Origin of the sequence: Bradyrhizobium cajani, assembly GCF_009759665.1 — a bacterium.
GTDB classification, from domain to species: Bacteria; Pseudomonadota; Alphaproteobacteria; order Rhizobiales; family Xanthobacteraceae; genus Bradyrhizobium; species Bradyrhizobium cajani.
In genome coordinates, this window is sequence record NZ_WQNE01000001.1 from 400,298 (window position 1) to 419,690 (window position 19,393).

The 19,393-nt window shown below is 63.4% G+C and carries 14 protein-coding genes; 6 read left to right on the forward strand and 8 right to left on the reverse strand.

All coding sequences use genetic code 11. The features are described 5' to 3' along the window. Positions 1–28 precede the first annotated feature (28 nt). Both GPL20_RS01850 and GPL20_RS01855 read right to left on the reverse strand, forming a co-directional pair. The gene (locus GPL20_RS01850; RefSeq protein WP_246249991.1) at positions 29–2,785 is read right to left on the reverse strand and encodes an ATP-binding protein; all 2,757 of its coding nucleotides are present in this window, start codon (positions 2,783–2,785) and stop codon (positions 29–31) included. Positions 2,786–3,006: 221 nt separating this feature from the next. After that, positions 3,007–3,285, reverse strand: a complete 279-nt coding sequence (locus GPL20_RS01855) for a hypothetical protein (protein WP_157327123.1) — start codon at positions 3,283–3,285, stop codon at positions 3,007–3,009. Positions 3,286–3,597: 312 nt separating this feature from the next. On the opposite strand from GPL20_RS01855, the gene GPL20_RS01860 reads away from it, so the two are divergent. Then, positions 3,598–3,840: a hypothetical protein gene (locus GPL20_RS01860; protein ID WP_157327125.1), complete on the forward strand. Its 243-nt coding sequence runs from the start codon at positions 3,598–3,600 to the stop codon at positions 3,838–3,840. Between the two features lie 257 nt (positions 3,841–4,097). Continuing rightward, complete coding sequence (locus tag GPL20_RS01865; RefSeq protein WP_157327127.1) at positions 4,098–4,331, forward strand: hypothetical protein; 234 nt, start codon at positions 4,098–4,100, stop codon at positions 4,329–4,331. A 208-nt stretch (positions 4,332–4,539) separates the two neighbouring features. On the opposite strand, the gene GPL20_RS01870 is transcribed toward GPL20_RS01865, so the two are convergent. Beyond that, complete coding sequence (locus tag GPL20_RS01870) at positions 4,540–5,439, reverse strand: helix-turn-helix transcriptional regulator (RefSeq protein WP_157327129.1); 900 nt, start codon at positions 5,437–5,439, stop codon at positions 4,540–4,542. 126 nt (positions 5,440–5,565) lie between these two features. Beyond that, positions 5,566–6,540: an IclR family transcriptional regulator gene (locus GPL20_RS01875; RefSeq protein WP_167532848.1), complete on the reverse strand. Its 975-nt coding sequence runs from the start codon at positions 6,538–6,540 to the stop codon at positions 5,566–5,568. Between the two features lie 326 nt (positions 6,541–6,866). Here GPL20_RS01875 and GPL20_RS01880 point away from each other — a divergent pair, with 326 nt between their 5' ends. The 4 genes from GPL20_RS01880 (at position 6,867) to GPL20_RS01895 (ending at position 12,158) form a co-directional block, all read left to right on the forward strand. Further along, a complete protein-coding gene (locus GPL20_RS01880) occupies positions 6,867–9,677 on the forward strand; it encodes an ATP-binding protein (protein WP_254125032.1) in 2,811 nt (936 codons plus the stop codon). Positions 9,678–9,760: 83 nt separating this feature from the next. Continuing rightward, a complete protein-coding gene (locus GPL20_RS01885) occupies positions 9,761–10,924 on the forward strand; it encodes an ABC transporter substrate-binding protein (protein ID WP_157327135.1) in 1,164 nt (387 codons plus the stop codon). 120 nt (positions 10,925–11,044) lie between these two features. Then, on the forward strand, positions 11,045–11,476 hold the full coding sequence (locus GPL20_RS01890; protein WP_157327137.1) for a helix-turn-helix domain-containing protein: 432 nt from the start codon (positions 11,045–11,047) through the stop codon (positions 11,474–11,476). A 13-nt stretch (positions 11,477–11,489) separates the two neighbouring features. Next, positions 11,490–12,158, forward strand: a complete 669-nt coding sequence (locus GPL20_RS01895; RefSeq protein WP_157327139.1) for a hypothetical protein — start codon at positions 11,490–11,492, stop codon at positions 12,156–12,158. Positions 12,159–12,224: 66 nt separating this feature from the next. Here GPL20_RS01895 and GPL20_RS01900 read toward each other — a convergent pair whose 3' ends face one another. From GPL20_RS01900 to GPL20_RS01915, 4 genes are all read right to left on the reverse strand, one after another. Next, positions 12,225–13,493, reverse strand: a complete 1,269-nt coding sequence (locus GPL20_RS01900) for an efflux RND transporter periplasmic adaptor subunit (RefSeq protein ID WP_157327141.1) — start codon at positions 13,491–13,493, stop codon at positions 12,225–12,227. After that, positions 13,490–16,672, reverse strand: coding sequence for an efflux RND transporter permease subunit (locus GPL20_RS01905; RefSeq protein WP_157327142.1), 3,183 nt, complete (start codon positions 16,670–16,672; stop codon positions 13,490–13,492). Before GPL20_RS01905 ends, GPL20_RS01900 begins: the two co-directional genes overlap by 4 nt. Before the next feature lie 133 nt (positions 16,673–16,805). Beyond that, the gene (gene rpoH / locus GPL20_RS01910; RefSeq protein ID WP_157327144.1) at positions 16,806–17,792 is read right to left on the reverse strand and encodes an RNA polymerase sigma factor RpoH; all 987 of its coding nucleotides are present in this window, start codon (positions 17,790–17,792) and stop codon (positions 16,806–16,808) included. 146 nt (positions 17,793–17,938) lie between these two features. Further along, positions 17,939–19,360 (reverse strand): sensor histidine kinase, encoded by a 1,422-nt coding sequence (locus GPL20_RS01915; RefSeq protein ID WP_157327146.1) that lies wholly within the window; start codon positions 19,358–19,360, stop codon positions 17,939–17,941. Positions 19,361–19,393 lie beyond the last annotated feature (33 nt).

Below are 19,393 nucleotides of genomic sequence, written 5' to 3' on the forward strand. Positions count from 1 at the left end.
GCATCCGCTGCAACACCACCCTTCGAAGCTACGAACTCGAAAGCTTCGCCATCATCGCTCTGGCACGTTTCAAATCGGCGATCTCGAAACCCTCGGTGAACTTGCCGTACACGGAGTCCAGAACTTGCCGTGCGTCGGCGGGGCGGCTCTGGCTCGTCCATAGTCGCGCCAGGCTGATCGCCGTCCTCAACTCCCAGAACAGCGCCCCCTGACCACGCGCCACCTCGAACGCCTTCTCGAAGGCCTGCTCCGCGCCGGCCACGGAACGATACTCGCCAGGATGCAGCAGCAATTCGCCCTTGATGCGCCAGAGTTCCGCCGCGTACCACAGCTCGTCCCGCGCCTCGCACCGCGCCAGCGCCTCGTCGACGGTCGCAAGCCCCTGCGACACTTCGCCGGCCTCTCCGAGACATCCCGCCAGCTCACCGAGAGGAAGCAGAAAGCGCGGCAGAAATCGCGCCTCGCCCGCCAATGCGAGTGCCTTGCGCAGCAAGGACAAGCCGGTAGCAAGGTCGCCGCCTCGCGCCATCACCACGCCCCTGAAGGCGCGCGCCCACACGTTCCACAGCCGGATCGGGTGGCGTTCGGTGTGCTCGATCAGCATCGTGCAATAGCGCTCCGCCGCGGCGAGATCGCCGGCGAGAAAGGCAACGAAACAAGCGCCCTGGCCCAAGACGCTGCAAAATGTCAGCGCATGTCCGCTCGCGCGGCCTTCCTCGACGTTGCGCTCGACGACACTCAGCGCCTGATCCGCAAAGCCGAGCAGCCAGAGGATGCGCGCCTGGAAGCAATACGCTGAAGCGCGCAGGTCGAACCGGAAACGGGTAACCTGCGGCTTTGCCGTCAGATCGGCAAGGTGGCTCAAGGCCCGGTCGATGTGACGGTGCGCCAGCCACTGGTCGCCGAGATAGTGCAGCTTGGTGGCAAGCAGCCGTTCCGCCATCATTCGGTCGACCGAATTGCTGGATCCGGCCACGACATCCGTGAACCGGTCCACAAAGCCAGGCACCTGGCGAAACTCGCCATTGTTGAACTGATCGATGCACAATCCCCAGAGTGATCGCAGAAGATAATCGCGGTCGCCGAGCTGCTCGGCGAGCTGGAGGGTCACGGCCCAGGCCGGACCGGCTTCGCGGGCTCTCCCAACGCAGTACATCAGCGACCAGCCGCGCGCGGCCGACAATTGCATGCGAAGTCGCGGCGCGTTCGCAGCGCTCTCGTCAAGATTCGACAATGCAAGTTCGGTCCGCTCGCGGCACTCGGCGAGGAGCGACAATTGCACCCAGAGCGGGACCGCCGCCGCGGTCAGCGCCACTCCGATCCGGGCGTCGCCACCGGGCGCGAAAGCCCAATCCAGGCTGGATCGCACGTTGTCGATGTGGCGGCCATAGAAGGCAAGCCATTCCGACTGCGGCTTCACCTCGCTATCGGCCTCCGCGTTGGCGAACAAGCCGCAATAGTACCTGGCCTGGCGACGGGCCGCGTCGGGAAATTCTCCGCGGGCGCGCAGCTTCTCCAGCGCATAGGCGCGCGTGGTATCCAGCAGGCGATAGGAAGGGTGGTCGCCGCGAATTTCGGCAAGAACGAGCGACTTGGCCACCAGGTTGGCAAGCTGATCGGTCACGTCCCCCATGCCATCGCCGACAACCGCGATCACGCCATCGAGCAAGAACTCTCCGGCAAAGATGCCGAGCTGCCGCAGAATCCGTGCTTCGGTCTCCGGGAGCAGGTCGTAGCTCCAATCGAGCGTCGCACGAAGGGTCTGCTGCCGGGGCAACGCCGTCCGACGGCCGGTCGTCAGAAATTTGAACCTGTCGTCGAGAAGTGCCGCGATCTTCGCCGGACTGAGCATCACCGCGCGCGCCGCCGCGAACTCGATCGCAAGCGGAATTCCATCCAGCCGCCGGCAGATGGCGGCGACCGCCCCGAGATTTTCCTCGTCAGGCGAAAAGCTGGAGCCGAGCGCCTTCGCTCTCGTCATGAACAATTCGACGGCGGTGTAGGCCGATGCGCCATCGGGCCTGAGCCGGGGTTCGGGCGGCACGCCCAGGGGAGGAACGCGATAAACCTGCTCGCCGTCGATGCGCAAAGCTTCCCGGCTTGTCACAACGATGCTGGTCTCGGGGCAGCGGCTGACGATCGTGTTGGCCATCTGGGCCACGGTGTCGACGACATGCTCGCAATTGTCGAGGATGAGCAACAGAGGACGCGCGCCGATCGCACGCGCGATCGATTCCGGCGAAATCTCCTCTCCTTCGAGCTTGATACCGAGCATGCTGGCGACGGCCGAGCATACGAGCTTTGGATCAGGGAGCGAAGCCAGTTCGACCAGCAACCGGTCCGCCGCAAAGCCGGCCGGCGGCGTTCTGGCAGCTTGCAACGCAAGCGACGTCTTGCCGATCCCGCCGGGTCCGACAAGGCTCACGACGCGATAGGCCGAGAGAAGCTCCCACACATGCGCGATCGCCGCAGCCCGGCCGATCAAATCGAAGGATGCGTTGGGGATGTTGGTCGACCGCAGCAGTTCGGATGCCGCAGATTGTAGCGGGGCATCCGTCTGCCGGATCTGCCACCCTCCCAGCAACCGATAGCCGCGTCCGACCTCGGTTGCGAGCATGTCGCGGTCCGGACCAAAGGCCTTTCGGATCGCCGCGATATGGACGCGCAATGCGCTCTCCTCGACGAAGACGCCCCGCCAGACCCGCTCGGTCAGATCGTTCTTCGTGACCAGATCGCCCTCGGCCTGGGCCAATTCCGCGAGAATCTCAAAGGCACGTCCGCCCAAAGGAACGGCGTCTCCCATTAAGCGCAATTCGCGCCTGACAAGATCGATCTCCCATTCCGCGCAGGCGTAAACGGGACGCTGGCCTGGCTCAGCCATCACTTAGATGGCCCCGAGCGGTTCCTTGATCTTGCGCCCAACTTATCACCCACTTTCAAAAGGCACAGCTGGCCCGGCAGCGAACGCCGCCAGGCCATGAACGGTCTAATCGCGCTGCCTGCTCTTCAGCAGCCGCGGCAGACGGATCCTTCCAGCATCTTCTCCAGCCGCGCGTCCTCCTTGTCGATGGTCGCATCCGTGCCGAGTGGCGGTCCCTTCGTCGCGCGACCGACCCCATCCGACGACGGAAGCGCCGTGCCGAGCGAGTTCGTTCCTGGCGCCGCCGCACTCGTTCCGAGCGCACCGCCATTCGCCATCGACATGTGCGATCCCATGCCGCCGCGGGCGGATGCCGCGCCCGAGAGACCGAGGCAAACGATGAAGAGAAAAGAGAGCAGTCTCATGGCTCGCACTCCACATGCTTTATGACCTGCACCTAAACTGGACGCCGCGCGTGATTTGACCATGCACGATTGCGCGAACGATTATGAAAAACGTGACAGACTCGACTTCGAAGACGCATTACGCCTTCTTCGATAACCCGCGTGCCATGCCTGTATTCCCCGCGTCGTCTCGCAAGAGTGATGCACATCAAACGAGATTTTCCGGCCGGATTGCCTATATGACTTGACAAGGACAATTCGGGAAACGCCACCAGCCGAGCAGCGATCATCGCCAAGCGACTCTCCGCACATCGTAAGCAATGGAGAATCGCTATGAGTGCATTCAAGACCCTGATCGCCGCAGCGCTGATCTCAACGGCAACGATATCCTCCGCCTCCGCGGCCTGGACGTTTGCCGATCAGGAGCCCGCGGCATTTTCAGCAATGTATCCGAATCGCGACGTGCTCAACGGCGGCGCCCTGACGCCGGCGGGACGGATGGGCCTGGAGCGGGCCTATGGCGCAGCCCCGGTGTTCGGCGCAGGCCACGTCTACGATCGCCACTGGCATCGATGACCGGAGCCAACGAATGGGCGGCCTGCCGCATCCGGACAATCACGCCCGTCCGTGACCCCGCACGGAGTGCGACCGCACCAAGCGGCGCACCCCGCCGGTGTCGAACCATGATCGAGGCTGGCGACCGAGCGCCGCCACGGCTTCGTGCAAAGGCGAAAATGATCGTTCAATTGGTACTGCCCTGCCGGCACACGCATGCACATGTCTGGCGAGCGCGCCGAGATGTCCCGGCGTCGCTTTGTCAAGGAGACGTGCAAATGACTACACTGAAGCTCTTGTCGGCCGGACTGATGGTCGCAGCCATGATTTCCTCTCCCGCGATGGCTCGCGAAGGCAGCAACCACATGCGCCGCGCCAATGTCGACGCCTATGGGTCGGTTCAGCGCGTGCCGGTCACTTCCAAGCGTGGCTGCGTTCGCGCCCCCGACGTCGGTGCGTACGCCACCGCTCCCTGGCGCCGGCCTCCGTGCGAACCCGCATCCGGCTTCTGAGCAGGCGAGCCGCGGCGAGGCCCGTTGCCGCACGGCAACCGCCGGCGCTGAGTTGTAGAAATTCCTCTCAGCGTTTCGGGCTCCCTTCACGGGCCGACGGAAGGAAGAATGGTGGCTTGATGAAGCTCCGTTCTTCCGACCAGGCCACCGGGGCGTTCGACCTTCAATTCTTGTGTCACGCCAGGTTCACTGGCGCCAGGCGCCAGGATCAGAGATCAAATCCCGCCGCGGCGGCATCTCGCCATCGACTGGGCGTATTCCCCGCAAAGCGCCTGAACGTCGTCGTGAAATGAGCCTGGCTCTGAAAGCCCACCGAGAGTGCGACCTCGACAATCGGCATCTCGCAGTTCCGCAGCAGGTCCTTGGCCCGCAATATCCGTCGGTGCAAGATATACTCGTGAGGACTGCAACCCATCGCCACGCGGAACTGGGCCGCAAAATGCATGCGACTGAGGCCGGCAACCGCAGCAAGATCCGCCAGCGGAATCTTCTTGCAGAAGTGCGCCTCGATGTAGCCGAGCACTCGCTTGAGCCGCCACTTCTGCAATCCCCGGATCTTCTTGTCCGCCACGCAACGGCCGGCGCGGGCTCGCTCGCCGAGCTCCGGCTGCCTGTCGGGCTGCAAGGCAAATAGCCTGGCAACGACGGCAAGGCGCAGCGCGTCGACACAAAGAGTACCGTGCGCGGGCTTCAGTCTCTCCACTACGGCGGCAGCCTCGGACAGGCGTCGAACAACCGGATCATCTTCGTTGCAGACGAGCACTTCTGCCGCAGGACTCGATATTGTCCCGGACGCGCGTTGCCGCGGGACCTCGATACGCAGCCAGCCATTGTCGCGCACCCGATCATGTGGCGATATCCAGGAGCCACGCAGTAGTTGCGGCTCAATCGCCAGAACGAGGCCAAGCCGCTCAAAGGCAATTGTGGTTGCGTCCCGGGCCGACAAATCGTCCCTGCGTGGAACGACACCAGGGCCAACCACCTCCGGAAGCGATGCGATTGATGGCGTCGCGACCGCAGAGCCGAGATCTGCGGCTCGGTCGTCGGCGATGACGGTCGTTGGGCTGTGGCCATGTTTCGGTTGTCGCGAGGGTGATGGCTGAGACATAACTGTACTCTGGCTACGCTAATCCAAACGAGGAGGCGCATGACCGTCGCGGGCGAGCAGTGAAAAGCCTCCATCGAAGAGAAGGGTAACAAGGCACGGTCGGATCGCGAGTTAAGAGACGCAAAATCAGGAAACTTCAGATTCGCCGCCGCCGCCTCGCGATCCTGTTCGCGAATGCCGGGCCCGGCGGACTCCGTTGCTCGCCTCGCGAAGCGCGGGACCATACATGTCACGGATAGTTCCTTCGTGCGCTTCGACACCGTCTGCGGCAGCCGCACCGTCGGATGTGCCGGCGTGGAGACAAGCAGCAATTTCCCGCAAGCCTTCCTCCGCGATTTCCCATCCAGACTCCGGCAAAGCCGCCGGGCCCGAGCAAGCGAGGGCGGCAGGACAATTGCCAAAGCAGCCCCGCGGAAGCGGAATTGCGACGCTGCAAAGGCCCTCTGCATATTCCGAGAGGGTTCGGGCAAAGCCATCCGCACGAATGCCATGAATGTCCTGCATCAAGGACGGCATCGTCGTGCGGGTGTTGGACGCCAGACTTGCGAGCTTGCCCCGGCATAGCGCCTCCACCTCGACATCGGCGAGCTGCGACAGGATGGCCTTTCCGCCCGCCGTCGCGTGAAGCGGCACTCTTTCCCCCAGCATGGATCGCGACATCAACGGCGTCGATCCGTGCTTGCTTGCAATGACGACCATCGCACCGCCGTGCAGCGCGCCGATTTCCACCGTCAACCGCGTCCTGACACCAAGTTCCTCCATCGTTTCGATGATGGTGCCGCGGCGCCGATCGGTTGCCAGATAGACGGAGGCAAGTTGCACGGCGAAGATGCCGAGGGAAAACCGATCGTCGATGCTCCGTTCGAGCAGGCCGATCTCGGTCAGGGAAACGAGGAAGCGATGCGTCGTACCATCATCCCAACCGAGATGCCGCGCGATTTCCTGCAATCTGCGATGTGAGCAAGTGTTGTTCCGATCGACGGCGTCAGGAATGAAAAGCTCGAGCAGGCTGCCGAGCTTCTGGACGGTCGAGACGCGAAATCCCCTGCTCTGCGTCCCTTCCCGGTCGTGCCGCACATTCCTTCCGGTCCGCTCTCCCATTTTGGCACTCCCAATCAACGTCACGAATTCGTGTATCGAACACGAGCATTTCGGACGCTTCCGTCGAGCCATGGCGGACAGGCGACTACTGAGAAGGTCTTCTTGACACGCCAACCGCCTCCCCTGTAGGACACCAAGGCATATTCACGCTTTCATAATCTTGCCAGGGGGCAGTGATGTTCGGGAGGCTTTGACCTTCCCGGCGTCACGGCAGGGAATCTGATCAACGGACCCCTATGTCTTCTTCGCCGGCCGATCGAACCTACGCTTTCGGAAACTGGCTCATTGACTGCCAGCGCAGGGAGCTGAGGCACGACAACGTCACGGTGCCGATCGGAAGCCGCGCCTTCGAGATTCTCAAGAAGCTGGCCGGCTCGGCCGGTCTCCTGGTGACCAAGGACGAGTTGATCGGGAGCGTCTGGTCAGGCCTGGCCATCGAGGACAACACACTCCAGGTCCATATTTCCGCCGTCCGCAAGGCGCTCGGCAAAGATCGCGATCTCCTCAAGACGGTCTCAGGCCGTGGATATACCCTCGCTGGAAGCTGGCGAAGTGGGCATCCGGATCAGTCGGCAGCCGCAATGGTATCCACTCCGGCCGACTCTTCCTTTTCGAGCAACCTTCCGAATACGCGTGCGCCTCTGATCGGACGCGAGGATTGCCTGAGCGAGCTGGCCGGATTGCTGTCCGCATACCGGGCCGTGACTCTCGTCGGTCCCGGCGGCATCGGAAAGACGAAGCTGGCAATCGAGCTTGCGCGGTGTGTCGCATCGACGTTCGACGATTCCGTCGCGCTGATCGAGCTCGCGACCTTGCAGGATCCGGCACTCGCAACGTCCGCCACGGCCCGCACCCTTAGGCTGGCCTTGAATGACAAGGACGTCTCGGCTGCGGGCATCGCCCAGGCCATCGGTACGCGCCGCCTGCTTCTCATTCTGGATAATTGCGAGCATGTCATCGATGCCGCTGCACAGATCGCGAGTGCCGTGCTCCGCTATTGTCCGAACGTGACCGTTCTTGCAACCAGCCGGGAAGGACTGCGCATCGACGGTGAATATGTGGCGACCATCCCGCCGCTGTCGGTTCCCAGAACTGACGTCCGGGATCCCGACCTGCTTCTGCGGGAAAGCGCAGTACAGCTCTTTGTCGCACGCACGCGCGCATCGCGTGCGGGCTTCGTTCCCGGCGCAGAAGACCTGTCGAAGATAGCCGCCGTCTGCCGGCGGCTCGACGGAATTCCACTCGCGCTGGAGTTTGCCGCAGCCCGGGCCGCGAACCTCGGAGTAGACACCGTATTGCTTCGGCTGGACCGCCGCTTCGAGCTCCTGAGCAGCGGCCGCCGCGACCAGCTGCCACGGCACCAGACCCTGCGAGCAACGCTCGACTGGAGCTACGACCTATTGTCGCCGGAAGAGCAGAGACTGCTCTGCTGGCTCGCGGTGGCTCCGGCCGGCTTCACGCTCGACGCCGCCATTGCAATGATGGACGATGTCCTGTCACGGGCGGATGTCATCGAGATATTGTTCAATCTGGTCGGAAAATCGCTCGTTTCGCTGGATCCCTCTTTTGAGGGGCGATGGCGCCTGCTCGAGACCACCCGCGCTTATGCGCTGGAGAAGCTGGCAGAAGCAGGATTCGTGGAGCAGGCTGCCAGGCGGCATGCGGGCTTTCTGAGACAGCTCGTCGCGCCGCTCGGCGGGACATCTCCCGCCTCCGACGAGATCTCCCGTCTCGCCCAAGAGATCGGAAACGTGCATGCGGCACTCGACTGGGCCTTCGCACCCGGTGGCGATGCCGCGCTCGGCATCGAGCTCACGTCGGGCTTCGTTCCGGTATGGATGCAGTTGCTGTCCTTCGTGGAGTGCTCGACCAGGATCGAGCACGCCCTCGCGCACCTCAGCCCCGAGCTACCTTGCGGTCCGCGACTCAAGGCACAGCTCCATGTCGCTTTGGGCTTCGCGCTCCTCAATACGACTGGCACCGCGGATCGCATGAAGGCAGCCCTCAACATCGGTCTTGTGCTCGCCGAAGAGCTTTCCGATCTCGAGCTTCAGCTCAAGGCCGTCTGGACACTGTGGAGCTACAATCTCAACTCGGGCCAATATGACGCGGCCAAGGACGTCGGAGAGCGGTACCTCGCAATCGCCCTGCGCACGGAAAATCCCGCGAACGAGACGGTAGGCCGCCGCCTGATCGGCGCCGCAACCCATTTTTACGGAGCACAGGAGGATGCGCGACGCGAGCTGACCCTGTCCCTGGACCATTCGGCTCACGGATTGACGGACGGCCCGAACCAGATGTGGTTCCTGCTCAACCAGAGCGTTCTGGCCAAGGCCATGCTGGCCCGCGTCCTGCTGCTGCAGGGAAAGGTCGCCCCGAGCAGATCGCTGGCCGCCGAATGCCTCCAGGACGCGCAGCGCGAGAAGGACAAGCTTGCAATTGCCTATGCGCTGCGGAATGCCGTCTGTCCGATCGCGCTGATGACGCATGATCTCGCCGGTGCCGATCAGGCGATATCGTCTCTCCTCGAGCTGGTCACGCGTGAGGGCATAGCTTTCTGGACGAGCTGGACGTCCTGCCTGAAGGGTCAGTTGCTCGTCCTGCAAAGCAGGCATCACGAAGGAGTGGCGCTGCTGCGCAGCGGGCTGAAAGCGCGGGCCGAGAATGGATGGCTGATGCGCAATCCCGAATTTCTCGGAACGCTCGCGGAGGGTCTGCTCGCGACGGGCGAGACTGCGCAGGCCCTGGCCGCCGTGGAAAATGCATTGAACATTTCCCGGCAGGGCAAGCAATTGTGGTGCCTTGCGGATCTGCTGCGCATCAAGGGCGAGATTCTGCTGGCCGACACCCCACTCGATCTCTCTCGGTCGGAGTTGCTGTTCGCCGAGGGTCTGTCCGTTGCCAGAGAGCAGCAGTGCCGCTTCTACGAACTGAAAGTCGCCGCAGCCTGGGCAAGGATCATGGCAGGATCGGACCGTCAGCAGACCGCGCTTGATCTCGTCGGTCCGGTCAGCGCACTGTTCGATCGGGAGATCGATCTTCCCGCACTCGCCTTCGCCCGCGGGCTCATTGCAAGCCCGGGCATCTCGGTGACCACATGTGCCGGCGACCAGCCCGCCTCCTGCACCTGCCACTAGCCGAAACGATTCCCCACTCAATCCTCCGGACCCGTTTGATGAGCCTCTCTCGACGACAGATACTGGGCGGCGTTGGCGCCTCTATGCTTTCGCCCGCCATCATCCGTGCGCAGGGCACGCGACCGATCAGGATCGGCGAGATCAACTCCTATAGCAGCGCGCCTGCGTTTACCTTGCCCTATCGTCGCGGCTGGCAGCTGGCGGTCGAACAGCTGAATGCCAAAGGCGGCCTTCTCGGGCGAGAGCTGCAGGTCATCAGCCGCGATGACGAAGGCAAGCCGAGCGTTGCGCTTCGCGCAGCGGAAGAACTCGTGCGCAGGCAAGGCGTCGATCTTCTGGCAGGCGCGTATCTGTCGAACGTCGGGCTGGCGATCAGCGACTTCGCCCGGCAAAACCGGATCCTGTTCGTGGCAAGCGAACCGCTCACGGACGCCCTCGTCTGGGACCAAGGGCATCGATATTGCTACAGGCTGCGTCCATCGACATACATGCTGGCCGCCATGCTGGTGGAGGAGGCGGCGCAGCTGAAGGCGACGCGATGGGCGACGATCGCCCCCAACTACGAATACGGACAGTCGGCCGTAAGGTGGTTCATGCAGCTTCTCAGCCGCCGTCGTCCCGACGTCGAGTTCGTTGGCAGTCAGTGGCCGCCGCTTGGAACCATTGATGCGGGCGCGGTCGTGAATGCCCTCGCTCAGCAGAACCCGCAGGCGATCCTCAACGTCACCTTCGGACCCGACCTCGCCAGATTTGTCCGGCAAGGCAATGATCGCGGCCTGTTCAGGGAGCGAAACGTCGTGTCGTTCACGACCGGCGAACCTGAATATCTTCATCCTCTCGGACCGGACGGACCGGAAGGCTGGATCGTGACCGGCTATCCCGTGACCGAAGTTCTGGGCGACGCCAACAACGCCTTCGTGTCGGACTATTCCTCGCGATACGGCGAGGCTCCCACCATGGGTTCCGTAGTCGGCCACGCCCTGATCAGCTCCATCGTGGCTCCGATCGAGAACCTCGGGAGCCTCGATACCGAGGTGATGGCCGACGGGTTTGGCAATGTCGGCTTCGATACACCGTTTGGACGAGCAACCTGGCGTTCGATCGACCATCAGAGCACCCTCGGAACATTCGTCGGCCGTACGACCGTCAGAGACAACAAGGCCGTCATGGTGGACTGGAAATATGTGGACGGCGGAGCGATGCTTCCGCCGGACACTGAAGTACGCAGGCTGCGCCCGGCAACATAAGGCGCGGATGTCGATTCTGCCTGGCATGCGCACGCTTCAGAAAACTTCACGACAGCGACAAGGAAATACGGAGTCGCTCGGCGCATAATGCGATCCTGACCATGATGGTGGGAGCCGCAGATGACCCTCGAGCCAAGTCCGACTGATCAAGCGGCGGGCAAAACATCCTCCTCGCCGGACACGGTGCAGGCGCTCCGTCATGCCTCCGGACGAGGCCACCTCGCCGAATGGCAGCTGCGACGACTTAGTGAGGCGATCGAATCCAGCGCCACGCCGTGGTCGATCGAGGCCATGGCAACGCTGATCGGCCTCAGTCCAGGCCGCTTCTGCAAGCGCTTTCGCACCACCACCGGCGTTCCGCCTCATCGCTGGCAAATGCTGCAACGGCTCGAGCGGGCCAAGCAGCTCCTGCGCGATCCGAGTCTCACCCTGACCGACATCGCCTATGCTTGCGGCTATGCGAGCTCCGCGCATTTCTCGACCAGCTTCAGACGCGCCACCGGCACGACACCGAGCAAATACCGGCGCCGGTGCACGGCTCACGCCCGATAGGCGGACCCAGCGATTGGATGAGGCGAACGTCGGTTCGCCTCAGCATCCCGTCGGCAACACCGGCGATACTCCCGGCGTTGGCGCTGCGCCTGTCGCGTTGGCCGGCAACACCGTCGCGGGCGACGCCAGGTTCATCGAGACCCCTTCCGTGCAGGCAGAGCTGTTCGGGCTGGGCACGACGGCGCCCGGATCAATACCTGTGACGCCGGCGCCGGCGGTGTCCGGCATGATTGTGCCAGGTGCCGGACTGGCCGGCACCTGCGGGATCGACAGTGGCAGTGACGCAGCACTCGTCACCAGCCCCCCCGGCGTTGAGCTGCACGCGACCGTGCTACCTGTCCCCGCCGGCGCCGCTGCGGGGATTGTTCCGGTGGAGCTGCCGGCCTGTCCCGTGATCGGCAGTATCGGAGCGCCGCTGCCTGACGTCGGCACGCCCGTGCTCGATACGATCGGAAGCGCCGGCACTGGCGTCGGGGACGTCGATGGCGGAGCGCAGACGACCACCGTACCCGGTGTCGTCGGATCCGAGGCGAGCGGAACGGGAGCGAGCGTCGTGTCGGGGGCGTTCGGCTCGGTCGCTGCAGAAAACGGACCTGGACTATTGAGCGGCGAGATCACGATCGCGCCCGGCACCGTCGGAAGGTCCATGGCCGTGCTGCCGGTCGTAGCCACCTGCGCCTGACTCGGCGAGCTGCCGAGCAGCAGAGTCAAAATCGTCGCGAAAACAATCCGCATCATCTCCATGCCCCTAGCTCACTTCGGTCTTGCGAATGGCGACCTTGCTGCCTTCCGCCAGGTTCACCGCCGGATTGAGCACGACCTGCTCGCCGGGCCGCACACCCTCACGCACTTCAACCGTGGTGCCGAAATCCCGCGCGATCGAGACCTGCTGAAAATGGACGACGCCATTGCGCACGACCACGACATGAAGACCGTTCTGATCGAAGACGAGCGCATCCGACGGGATGATCATCGACGGCGTCCTGCGCGGGATCGACAGTTCGACCGTGCAGTAGATGCCGGGATTGAGCACGCCGTCCGGATTTGGCACGTCGATCTCGGTCAGCAATGTTCGGCTGCCCGGCTGCAACGCGGTCGCGATCCGCGTGACCTTTCCTGGAAACGTCCGGCCCGGGATCTCGGGGACGCGGATGACCGCATCGACGTCCGGTGCAACTCCGAAGGCCTCATCCTGCGGCACGAAAACCTGCGTTCGGATCACGTTGGAATGCATCAGCGTGAACATGAAGGTCGACCCGGCCTGCACCAGGCTGCCATTGTCCACGTTGCGTTGAGTAATCACGCCGTCAAACGGCGCGACCACGCGCTGGTAGTCCTTCTCCTGCTGGAGCACTCGAATCTGGGCCTCCTGCGCTGTGATGTTCGACTGGGCGACATTCACGGCCGCCTGCTGAGCGCGCAGGGTGAGACGGTCGTTGTCGCCCTGCTGCGCCGTCAACCACCCTTGCTTGACGAGGTTGCTGTCGCGCGCATTGGTGACGTCGGCGAGCTCCCGGCTCGCCTGCGCCTGCTGAAGCGCGGCCTGGTTCTGTGCGAGCGTCGCTTGCGCCTGCGCGATCTGCTGGTCGAGCTCCGGAGCGGTGATCTCGGCGAGGAGATCGCCCTTCTTGACGTGATCTCCGATATCCACGTAGCGCTTCTCGATATAGCCGCTGGTCCGCGCGAAGATGTTGGCCGCCTCGAACGCGGTCGTCGTCGCCGGCAAGGTGACCTTCATGATGTCGCCGCTGGGCCGGACCGCAGCCACCCGGACCTCCGGAACCGCGGTCCTGGTCTGTTCTGCCAGCGCGGCGACGTCGCGCGCGGCCTGATAATGCCGCCAGCCGCCAAAGCCAAGGCCGCCCGCAAGCAGCAGCAGCATGCCGCCCCCGAGCAACACACCGCCGTAACGCCGTCCGGATCGCGCGCCCTTGCTGGGCAGCTCCACGATCCGGCAGCTCTCCGCATCGGGCCCGTCCCCCGCCTCGTCATTGGTCCGTACGCGAACATCGCTCATTCTGGTTGCTCCTCGAATACGCCGTGCCGAGGCTTGCCATCATTGCCCTTGCGCAGCATGGCAAAGAGATAAGGCACGATCAGCAATGTCGTCGGGGTTGCGAACAGCAGCCCGCCGATGACGGCACGCGCCAGGGCTGCGTTCTGCTCCTCCCCCGGGCCTCCGATCGCCATCGGGATCATGCCCACGATCATCGCGGCGGCGGTCATCAGGACGGGACGAATCCTGGTGCGGCCGGCGCTGAGAGCAGCCTGGAATGCGGAGTGTCCCTTCAACTGCTCATCGCGCGCGAACGTCACAAGCAGGATGGAATTTGCGGAGGCAACGCCGACCGCCATGATCGCGCCCATCAGCGAAGGCACGTTCAGCGTCGTTCCGGTGATGAACAACATCGTCACGATGCCGCAGAACGTTGCGGGCAGGGCCATGATGACGACGAAGGGATCGCCGAAGTTCTGGTAGTTCACGACCATCAGCAGGTACACCAGGATGGCCGCGAACAGCAGTCCGATTCCCAGATCGCGGAACGACTGATGCATGCTCTGGATCTGTCCCAGAACCTGAATCGAATTACCAGGCTGGAGCTGCTTCTGCAGCGTGGACGTCACCTTGCTGATATCGGCCGCGACGCTACCGAGATCGCGCCCCTGCACACTCGCATAGACGTCGAACACCGGCTGGACATTGGCCTGGTTCGAATTGGTGGGAACGGTCCCGCGCTTGAAGGTCGCGACGTTGCTGAGAAGGCCCGGCACCGTCTGCCCGCTGGCTGCAAGCGAGGCCGACACCGGCGTGTTCCCCAGTGCATTCAGCGAATTCGCCCTGTACTCCGGTGTTTGCACGGCGAGATAATAAGGGATCCCCGACGTCGGGTCGGTCCAGAAGTTCGGCGAGACCTGCGCGGACGAGCTCAGGCTCACATTGATATTGGTCGCGACCGTGCTGGCATTGAGACCCAGTTGGGCGGCCCGGGTACGGTCGATGTCGGCATAAAACGCGGGAGCATCGACTTCCTGCTGTAGATGCGCATCGACAACGCCCGGAATCGCCGCCAGGCTCTTCTGAAGCTCCTTTGCCACAGCCAGATCGTTGGTACCGTAGCCGACCGTGCGGACATCGATCTGCGCGGGCAGGCCGAAGTTCAGGATCTGCGTGACGATATCGGCCGCCTGGAAATAGAAGACGTCCTCGGGGAATGCCGACGGCAGCACCTCGCGCAGCTTCCTGATGTAGTCCGCGGTCGGCTTGTGTCCTTCCTTCAGCGACACAAGAATGGTGCCGTCATTGCCCCCTATCGTCGAGCCGTCCGTGAATGCGAGATTGTAGGCGCGTGCCGGAAGCCCGATATTGTCGACGATCAGCGCCCGATCCCGCTCCGGAATGACCTCGCGAATCTTGTCCTCGACTGCCTGGAAGATCGCTTCCGTCTTCTCGATGCGGGTGCCTGCGGGAGCGCGAACGTGAAGCTGGATCTGGCCGCCGTCGATCAGGGGATAGAAGTCCCGGCCGACATAGACGAACATGGTGGCCCCGAGCGCAAGCACCAGCACGCCGACGACGGGCACGACTGTGCGACGCCGAAGCAGCGTCAGAAGGAGATCGGAATAGCCGTTGCGCAGCCGCTCGAACCCGCGCTCGAACATGACCGAGGCGCGCGCGAAGATGCCCGAGGGGGTTTCGCCCTCGCCATGGCGCCGCTCGCCCTTCAGCAACAGGCCGATGGTGATCGGCGTGAGTGTCCGCGACAACCCGTATGACGCCAGCATCGCAAACACCACGGCCAGGCCGAGCGGCGTGAAGAGATATTTGGCCGGCCCCTGTAGAAATACGACCGAGGTGAACACGCAACTGATCGCCAGCGTGGAGACCAGCGTGGGAACCGCGATCTCGGCCGCTCCGTGCAGCGTCGCCTCCGGCAATGGCATGCCCTCCTCGGTCCAGAGCCGATGTGTGTTCTCGATCGTCACCGTCGAATCGTCGACCAGGATACCGACCGCGAGCGCAAGCCCGCCGAGCGTCATCGTGTTGAGGGTCTCGCCGAGAAAATACAGGACGACGAGCGAGGAGAGCATCGCGAGCGGGATCGAGATCAGGACGACGAGCGTCGATCGCCACGACCCCAGAAACACCAGGATCATTAGCGCCGTGAGGCCGGCCGCGATCGCCCCCTCGCGCAGCACGCCATTGACGGAGTGAGTGACGAATACCGACTGGTCGAACAGCTCGTTGATCTTGAGCCCCGCAGGCGCCGACGCGCGAATCGATTTCAGGGCCTTCTTCACGCCATTGACGACGGCAAGCGTAGAGGCATTTCCGTTCTTGATCACGCTGAGCAGCACGGCGCGGTGGCCATCCTCACGCACGATGTTCTGCTGGACCTGGGAGCCGTCACGGACCTGGGCCACGTCCTTCAGGAAGATCGTGGCCCCGTTCGCGAACTTGACCGGGATCATGTTGAGATCCTTGATCGAGGCCGGCGTCGCGTTGGTTCGGACGGTGTACTGGGTATCGCCGATCTTCGCCGTGCCGGTCGGCAGCGTCAGATTCTGGGTGTTCACAGCATTGACGATGTCGAGCGGCGTCAATCCGCGCGACACCAGCTTGTTCGGATCGATGTCCACCATGATCTGACGGTACTTGCCGCCGGCAGGCGTGGGCAGCGTCACGCCTGGAACGGGAGCCAATTGCTGGCGGACCCGGTAGATTCCGAAATCATATAATTGCTGCTCGTTCAGGCTGTTGGATTCAAGGCTGAGCTGGAGCACCGGGACGCTCGATGCATTGAACTGCACGATGATCGGCGGCTGAATGCCCGGTGGCATCAGCGCCCGGATGGCGTTGGTTGCCGAGACGATCTGCGAGATCGCAAGATCGAGATTGACGTCCGGCTGGAAGTAGATCTTCTGAACCGACAGGCCGTTGAGCGTCTGCGCCTCGATGTTCTTGATGCCGCTGACGTTGGCGCTGATCGAATACTGGCTGTAGGTGCTGACTCGCTGCTCCATCTCCGGCGTCGAGAGGCCGGTGTAGCTCCAGATGACCGTGACGACGGGGATGCGGATCTCCGGGAAAATATCCGTGGGCATCGACCGGATCGCGATGCCGCCGAGAAACAGGATCAGCGCCGCAAGCACATAGAACGTGTGCGGAAACCGCAGCGCGAAACGAACAATTCCCATGATGGTCTGCCTGAAGCAAGTTGCGCGGGATCGATGGACAGGTGAGGACGGGCGGACATCCGTGCAAATGAAAACGAATTCAGGGGCTCCATGCGGGGACACCCGGTTCGATTCGCGGCATCTTCTCGATCGCTCATGGAGCGGTCAGCTCCCGCGGCGGTGCGATCGGGATGTCGTCGGGCCAGACACCCCTTGCGCGGCCACGCCGTGCGCCGGAAGGCGCGGCATCCCGCGCGGCGAGAATGGCGGCTCGCCTGACCTTGGCAAACGCGCGGATCTCGATCTGCCGAACCCGTTCACTGGAGATCGAAAGTTCGTGGCCAAGCTGATCCAGTGTAACGGGGCATTCCGCAAGCCGCCTCGCTTCCAGAATGCGGCGCTCGCGCGCGTTGAGCACACCCAGCGCAACGTGCAAGGCGTTGGCGCGGCACTCCGTCTGCTCGTGATCCGCGAGCACAGTCTCCGCATCGACGGCGTCATCGACCAGCAAAGCCTCCCTCTCGGTTCCTTGTTCTTCGCCGCCGACGCGGACGTTCAGCGAGATGTCGCCGTTCAGGCGCGAATCCATCTCGATCACGTCGCGCGCCGGAACCTCGAGCTTCTCGGCGATCGCCTCGGCGACCTCAGGGGTGAGCGTCGCCATCGCACCGCCCGTCGCTTTCCTCATCTCGCCGCGGAGCCTGAAAAACAATTTCTTCTGCGCAGCGGTCGTCCCGATCCTGACCAGGGACCAGGAACGCAAAATGTACTCGTGAATGGACGCCTTGATCCACCACAACGCGTAGCTGGAGAACCGCGCGCCACGATCGGGCTCGAAACGCGATGCTGCAATCACGAGACCGAGATTTGCTTCGGCGATCAGATCGACCAGCGGAAGACCGTATCCCTTGTAGCCTCGCGCCACCCTGGCTGCGAGGCGGAGATGACTCGTGACGAGCGCATTGGCGGCGTTCCCGTCCCGCGTCTCCTGCCAGCGGCGTGCAAGCTGCTGCTCCTCGCCGGGCTCGAGAAACTCGTAGCGCTTGATGGCGGCGGAATACGCGCTGAGGAACGGGGCCGACCCGGATGCGCCTGGCGCAGCTGCGGCATTCTTCCTCGCGACCTCGTGGCAAATCTGCATCTGCTGCTCCCACACTCAAAACCGTCTGGCAGGTTTTAGGAAGCTTCCGCGCACGGAGGCCACTAAATTGGGCGTAACAAACCTGAATTCACTTTCAGACATTCAATATGTCCCGACATCGAGCGTACCGCGCATCATTTTGACCATCACATCTCGTTGGCGTTTGCGTGAAGCAGGACCTTGGACCCACATGCGGCGGCTCTTGGCGTCCCTCTGGTCCACGCCAGGATCTCGATCCTTCCTCCGGGAGCCGGACCGACGATCAGCCGAAAGCCGTGCAGCTTGACGATGGCAGCCACCAGGCTCAGCCCAAGCCCGACGCCCGGCGTGTTGCGCATCTTGTCGGAGCGGTAGAACCGCCGCAGCACCGCTTCGCGCTCCTGCTCGCTGATACCGGGCCCGCTATCGATCACCCGCACGAGCGCCGTCTCGTCGTCCGATGTCAGCTCGAGCTTCACCCGTCCGCCCGGCGGCGTGAACTTGACGGCATTGTCCACCAGATTGGCGATCGCCTCGAACAGCAGGTCCCGATCACCCAATACCTGCACATTGCGATCGATGACGACGCCAAGCCCGATGTCCTTGTCTTCGGCGATGGGCTCGTAGACGTCGCATACCTCGCGCAGGATCTCATCCAGCGCGACGTCGTCGAAACCGGCCGTACGTCGATTGTCCTCGATCTCGGTCAGGCGCAGCAAGGCGGTGATGATTGCGAGCGACTGGTCGATCCCGGCGATCGCCCTGTCGGTCACCTCCTGGAGCTGCTCCAGCGTGGCCGCGTGCGTTCGCCCGCGCTCCAGCGCCAGGCGGGCGCGCGTGAGGGGCGTTCTGAGATCATGAGCGATATCGTTGCCGACGCCTGCAAGTGCGTTAATCATCGCCTCCATCTCGTCGAGCATGCCATTGACGATCCTGGCGAGCCGCGCGAACGGATCGTCTGCGCTGTCTTCCGGAAGCCGTTCGCGCAGCTCCCCGGCGACGATCCGCTGTACCCGCTGGTTCACCTCCTCCACCCGCCTCTGGGCACGGACACTGAGCCACGCGCCGGCCAGCAGGCAGAGACAGAAGGCCGGCAACAGGCCGAGCGCGAGCGCCTGCCCCACCACGCTCGATATCTCGCGCGTCTCGTCGACGTTCCTCCCCATCACCAGGATATCGCCGTCATCGAGACGCCTGCCCACCGACCTGATGATCGGATCGTGGGCGGCAAGTTTCTCGATAAGGTCGAGCCGCACACCCTGCACCGCGCCGTCGAGATGGAGTCCGCGCGGCACGCGATCGATGTTGCCGGCGATCCGGGTGCCGTCGGCATCAAAAAGCCCGGCATACTGGACGCCTCTGGAATCCTGCGCGAGATGATCGGAGATCGCGTTGACGCGGCGGCCCGACGGCAGATCGGCGATGAAGTTGATCTGGGTGGTGATCATGCGATCGGACCGCGTTATCAGATAATCGTCGAGCTTCCAGTAGATGAACGCGAACAGCCCAACGACGAACAGTGCAAAGGCGGCCGCCACCGCCAGGGCCCAGAGAAACGTGTTCGAACGGATGAACTGGATTTGACGCATCGGCCCGGCGCTCGATATTCGGGCAGCCCGTGC